The 6,097-nt window shown below is 42.5% G+C and carries 4 protein-coding genes and 1 pseudogene; 3 read left to right on the top strand and 2 right to left on the bottom strand.

Annotated elements, in window-relative coordinates; genetic code table 11:
- Positions 1-493 precede the first annotated feature (493 nt).
- The 3 genes from AC1DXC_RS04890 (at position 494) to AC1DXC_RS04880 (ending at position 5,376) form a co-directional block, all read left to right on the top strand.
- Positions 494-853 carry a plasmid mobilization protein gene (locus AC1DXC_RS04890; protein ID WP_477458012.1) on the top strand — a complete coding sequence of 120 codons (360 nt, stop codon included), beginning with the start codon at positions 494-496 and terminating at the stop codon, positions 851-853.
- On the top strand, positions 828-2,027 hold the full coding sequence (locus AC1DXC_RS04885) for a relaxase/mobilization nuclease domain-containing protein (RefSeq protein WP_477458011.1): 1,200 nt from the start codon (positions 828-830) through the stop codon (positions 2,025-2,027). The genes AC1DXC_RS04890 and AC1DXC_RS04885 overlap by 26 nt, the downstream gene beginning before the upstream one ends.
- Before the next feature lie 739 nt (positions 2,028-2,766).
- The gene (locus AC1DXC_RS04880) at positions 2,767-5,376 is read left to right on the top strand and encodes a T9SS type B sorting domain-containing protein (protein WP_477458010.1); all 2,610 of its coding nucleotides are present in this window, start codon (positions 2,767-2,769) and stop codon (positions 5,374-5,376) included.
- Positions 5,377-5,471: 95 nt separating this feature from the next.
- Here AC1DXC_RS04880 and AC1DXC_RS04875 read toward each other — a convergent pair.
- Together AC1DXC_RS04875 and AC1DXC_RS04870 are read right to left on the bottom strand one after the other, a co-directional pair.
- A pseudogene (locus AC1DXC_RS04875) lies at positions 5,472-5,696 on the bottom strand (hypothetical protein); the annotation flags it as partial.
- Between the two features lie 5 nt (positions 5,697-5,701).
- Entirely contained in the window at positions 5,702-6,067 is a 366-nt protein-coding gene (locus tag AC1DXC_RS04870; RefSeq protein ID WP_477458009.1) for a hypothetical protein, read from the bottom strand.
- Positions 6,068-6,097 lie beyond the last annotated feature (30 nt).

Raw genomic sequence — 6,097 nt, 5'->3', positions numbered from 1 at the left:
ATGCTAAACACCTTAAATCTTGCTGTTTTAGATACCATTGCGGTAATGTATTGAATTTTCTTTACATCAGTTGTGAATAGCCGTCAGCATTTTCATCAACTCCATTTGTTCAATGCTCAGCGCTAAATAACACGGGGGCTAACGATCAAATGCATTTGCGCATAGACATGCTGATGCCCGTCGATAACAAAGTTATTTGACGGCTGACACCGTGTACCCGCAGATGCGTACCCGGATTTTGCAACATCCGATGGCCGCATAAATACGATAGAGCTGGATATATAAATCTTTTGAGTTCCGGGTGTTTTAATAGCTCTGATAATGTGAAGCAAGCCATGTTTTCGCATTGCGAAAACGGCTTGCCGGGATACCCGGACCCGATATACTTCACTTCGTTCAGCACATCATTTTAATGTATTTTTGATTTTTTTAGGTTGCCACCCTTGGGGGTACCAACTTGCGTTCGCCCTATTTCTCAACTTTGGTTCTGAATATGGGCAGGCCGAAAGCAGAGAGAGAAAAACTGAGGAATGTTAACTTCACTATCCGCTTAACAGCTAACGAGGTAGGGCAGCTTGATGACGCGGCCTTGCTGTGCGGCAAAGCAACCGGTGAACTTATCAGGCATAAGCTGTTTAAGGGTAAATTCCCGGAAGCAAGGATTGCCCGGCTGGAGTTGAACACTTACCTTGAGTTGAAAAAAATCGGAGTCAACCTCAACCAGCTTACTAAGCTTGCCCATACCGGCAGGATAGATATGAATTTTATCAAAATACTGATGCAGCTGTTAAGGCAGCAGGAAGTTATCATCGCTCAAATACTTTTCCGTGATAGCCAGCCAGGTAATAGGTAGGGATTTTATGGGTGCGCTCGAATATAACTGCAACAAGATCGACCATCCCGATATTAGGCTGCGGGCCGAGATCCTGGATAGTAACTTCGCATCGTTTGACTATGATATGATTCAGGCCGAGGTGGATGCCTTGCGGCTGCTCCGCCCAAACCTAAGCAGGTATGTTTACCATACCAGCCTTAATTTTTCTAAAACAGAAATTGATTCGTTGTCAAACGATAAGCTGTTAGCCATCGCCCACGATTATCTGGACTGCCTTGGCTATAACAATAACCAGTATATTATCTTTCGCCATTATGATGCCGACCATCCGCACCTGCACCTTTTGGTTAACCGGGTAAGTTTCGATGGCGATGTCGTCACCGACAGCAATAATTATAAACGAAGCGAAGTTGTCGTACGGCAGCTTGAGGTTAAATATGGCCTGATACCTTTAGCGCAAAGTATATACAAGGCTACAAAGAGAGGTAACGATATATCAGTAGAGCGGAATAGCCATGTATCTCAGAAGGCGCTTAAAAAGAATGAAATAGAAAAGGCTTTACGTACCGGAAAGCCTTCGGATAAAATGGTTTTACAAGAGAAGCTCAAAAATATCGTCAGACGAGGCGATATCACCTTACAGGAATTGATCACCAGAGGCGAAGAGCAAGGAATCTATTTCCTGTTCAACCAGGCTTCCACAGGGTATATAAGCGGCATTACCTATTTCCATAATGAGTTTAAGGCAAAAGGGCAGGCACTTGGCAACCGGTTCAAATGGGCGGAGTTGATCAAACAGATAAACTATGAGCAAGACAGAGACCGCCAGGCGATTAGCGAGGCAAACGAGCGGACAACAGCAAAATACGGGCAGCTCACAAGCCAACAGCAATCCACAGGGCAAAGCGGACGAGGAGCTTCTGAGTTTTTTACAGGCAATAGGGAAGATACTGGAATCGACGGAAGGCAACAGGCTAATGTTGGAGAAAATGGAAATAAAGCTCAACCAGATGGAGAAAGGTTACTCGGAACAGCTGTGGATGATAATCACGTTTATTCTTATCCCGATGATTATGGCCATGATGGGGTTAGTGGCAGTATTGATATTCAAATAAGCAATGATGTTGACGACGAGGCCATCTATGGTCGAAACAGGCGCAGAAAGAAGATGGCGAGGACAAACAGGCGGTAGTGGCTGAAGCTTAAATGAAAATATGGGTTGAAGGCTGTGACAAATCTTAGCAAATAATCTCCATCAAATAAACATTCTTGTTTGGAGATCTATCAGGGGCCTTACGTCAAATCTTTAATGTAAGATATTGTAAACCAAAGTAGTAGGGTGATTTCACAAATCCCTCTGGCTTCCATCTTCAAACTAAACAGAGTATTCGAGGTCAGACGGACCATCTATTTTAGTTATGCTTTAGATGCTTGTGATTCTGTTTCAATGATAAATAAAGTCGCCGAATAAAATTAGACAAAAAATAATTTAGAGTGCATTAAAATTTATCTCAAACCCTTAACCAACAGCATTGGGGAGATAAATTAATTAGGGCAAAGGTAAGAACTCCGACCTGTGGAGGGGCCACGCTTCATCACTTGAAGCCGGAAGGCTAAATTGCGCAACCAAACACCAATAATCAAGCGCTATATTATGCTCAAAAATCGCTCAATTTCCCCATTGCGACCTGGATCCACTTTTTTGTTTTTCTTGGCGTTGGTGGGGCTTTAGATTATCTTATTGACAGCCGTTTTCAAGGAATAAATATTTCGTCATTTAACTATCCCCGAATAATGTAGGCGTTGATAAAAATAACTGGGCAGTTACTGTAGCAATGTGCTAATTGTTCATATAATTGAATTTTAGTACCTTTCGCTAATGTTAAACAAGCGAACCTAAACTTTTGGCCTTTGTTTATTTAAAATACACTATGCTTTATCGTTTTTTTTTAGTGATATTATTATCTGTTGCATTGCCGTCTTACGCGCAGGTTAATTTTCATCTCACAGATCAGTATCTTACTAACAAAAATATAATTAAAGTTCTACATACTGCTGACCAGTCATTGTGGGTCTTAGGTGAAAACAACTTTGTCGCAAGAATCAATCCAGATAAAACTATAGATGATTTTAGCGCCGTTGCATCCTCTATATCTACTAATAATTTCATAGGCATTGCCTCCATAAACAAAGATCTTCTATTGATAGCTACTGCTAATGACTATGTAGTTAAACTAGATCATGGCATCGGAAGCCATTTAACGGTTAGTTCCGGAATTGGAGAAAAAGATATTACATCAATCACAGTCAATCAACTTGGATTCAAAAAAAACGTTGTTGCATTTGAGCCAACTGTGGAAATTCCCGGCAATTATGTTGTGACGACAGGAAAGACTATTTATTACTCGACTGATGCAATTGTGTTCAAACCCGTCAATCGGCAATATGAAGGGCTTCAATTTGATGAGGCCGCACCCACCATAAGGAATAGTACCTCGAAAGAACTGTATTTCGATTACTATGTACCGTTTAATAACGGAGGGCGTTGTTACGGGTTTTCGAACTTCATCGGCCACATGTATGATTGTGCTGATCTTGGTCTTAGAGAACAGGAATACGATATTAATGCAAAGGACAACAATGATATAAGAACTGCATTAAGCACGGTGCGGACAATAAACAACTATGGATGCGGCGCGTTTGTATTTTGGGCTGCGGATAAAGGCCTTGCCTATGCAAACACAGATGCTTGCAACGTCGAACCTGCTCACCACTTTTTGGCAGATCAACAGGTAAATAAATTAGCGGAATTAAACTTTTTAACTGGTTTCCCACAGTTTATGCTTACATATATTCTCGCAGGGACATCGAATGGCTTATACGTTTCTGCGGAAAACGCGTATGATAAAACGATTACAACGTTTAACCCGCTCCCTAACTTGGCCGGATTACACATCAACGATATTTTCTGTTACAATACAGGGACGGTTCCTGGAAAGCAGGGCGGCTCACCTGATTTTTGTGAGAAGAAGATATATTTAGCGACAACCATTGGTGTGTACGAGCTGAAATATTCATTACCCCCAACGGCGCTGCAGCCCCTTTCCAACAATATTTTCTTCGACAATGCAGTAAGTGACAACTCATCGGACAAGATAATTTTGTGTCCGGGAAGTTCAGTAAAACTTCATACGCTGGCCGGAGCAGGGATAAATGTACAATGGCAGAAAGACGGCGTTGATATTTCGGGGGCTGCGCAAAATGAGTATAACGCAACTGCCCCCGGCAAATACCGGGTTTTGTTTTACTCGGCGTGCGAAAATATTTCATTTTACTCGAAGGAACTGGATGTTTCATTTAGTAACAGTCCAATTGTTCAGTTTGATTATCCTGATAAAATTGTACTGTGCGAAAACGAAAGCATAATGCTTTCCACGCAATCCGTGGCCGGTTACGCATATAAATGGACGGAGAACGGCGTAGAAATACCGGGTCAACACAGTAATGAGCTGACTGTTTCAACGACGGGCGACTATGCGGTATTGGTGAGTAATTGTGCAGGAACATACAAGCCTTCGAAAATCGTGCACGTCGAAATCACCCAATTGGAGGAACCTGTGGTTAGTTCTGCGCAATCAAATTTTTGTAGGGGAGACATTGCCCTGTTATCTGTCAATACGGCGGCCGGTTATTCGGTTAAATGGTTTTTCAATGGGACGCCAATACCGGGTGAGACAAAAAACACGCTCGCTACCGGTATATCAGGGCGGTATGCCGTTGAAGTCTCAAATCAAAACTGCACTAAGAAGTCAAAAGAACTCACGATTACGTTCACGGAACCCTTATCGGTAAAAATTCAGTCCAGTAAAGGTGCGACTATTTGTTATGGCGAAACGGTAACACTAAGCACCCTACCAGCCGCGTCATCTTATCAATGGTCGAATGGTGCAACCACGCCGACTATCGAGGTGAGCCGTACAGGGCACTATGAGGTCATCGTAACGAATTTATCTGGTTGCCCTTCGGCTCCGAACGCTATCGATGTGGTGGTGCAACCGGCAATATCGTTAACAACGATTCCCGACACAGTATTGTGCACCTTAAATCAGGAAGTCAGGAGAATTATAGCAGAGGATGGTTTTGCTTATTATACATGGAATGGCGTAAGATCTAAATTAAATTATATCGATGTAAACCAGGCCGGCACATATAGTTTAACAGTTGAAGATATTTCCGGCTGCACAAAGACAATAACTTTTTTAATAAAGGGTGTATGTAACGAACTAATTATACCAAACACATTTACCCCGAATGGGGATGGCATCAATGACCTATGGACAATCGGAGGGTTAGAAAAAGAAACGAATATTTCCTTAACTATCTTCAACCGATATGGTAGCCGCATCAGCGAATCCGGGATACCATCTTGGGACGGCACTTCAAAAGGGCGCCCAATGCCGGCTGGGGTATATTATTATATACTAAAATATAGTAAAAACCGTCCAAAAAACTTATCCGGTTGGCTTACAATCATCCGTTAGTATCAAAATTCATATACGATCACTGAAACGTCAAAGAAGTTAATTGAGGGCGTTCCGGCAGTAGCTCGGCGGTTAATTGCCTAATTCGTCGAACCTTAAAAAGTGAGTAAGCGATAAGGGGTATGGCTTTTTGTGGTGGCTGGTAGTTCCACAACGACCTGAAGAATTCGGAAAAAAAGCGCCAAAAGGTAGTCTTTCCAAATATTCATCATCCTTTTGAAGTTCATTGCGGCAGCAGCCAGCATCACATTGATCTTATCGCCTTTAATTCCTTTGTAAAAGTTACGGCTTAGGCGGTAATCTGCTTTCAAATAACCTATTTAATTTAAAGCTCGATGACGGCTCTTTTCGTGAAGCCTTCCTTTAACTTCGCTTTTCGATAATTCGTTAGCTTGCTGCTGAAGATTTTTGGAGTATGGACAGCGGTTCCCAGCACTTCTTTCCTTCCGCGGGTAGTCCCCGCCGCCGAAGGCTTTTTTGAGTTTATGGCCGGTGAGCCTTTGCTGGTGTTCCAGCTCGGCATCCAGCGGTTGCCCCTCGCAATCATTCCGGCGATGGTCACGCCACTCGATACTTTACTGCCGAACTCATACTTTTTATGCTCGTTCCTTTTACTGATGCATACCACCTTCGATTCATGAAAGCTATAAACCTTGTTTTTGTCCTGCCATTTTTGACGGAGTAATCCCATTCAAATAATTTAAAGCCTCATTATCTGTGG

The organism is Mucilaginibacter sp. P2_D11, from assembly GCF_056404435.1.
Note: the sequence above shows the minus strand (reverse complement) of the source record. Positions and strands in the feature narration are given on the sequence as shown.

Bases quoted from the DNA above. Each gene is read 5' to 3' on its own strand.
- AC1DXC_RS04890 (WP_477458012.1), top strand. From the start codon at position 494: ATGGGCAGGCCGAAAGCAGAGAGAGAAAAACTGAGGAATGTTAACTTC.
- AC1DXC_RS04880 (WP_477458010.1), top strand. From the start codon at position 2,767: ATGCTTTATCGTTTTTTTTTAGTGATATTATTATCTGTTGCATTGCCG.
- AC1DXC_RS04870 (WP_477458009.1), bottom strand. From the start codon at position 6,067: ATGGGATTACTCCGTCAAAAATGGCAGGACAAAAACAAGGTTTATAGC.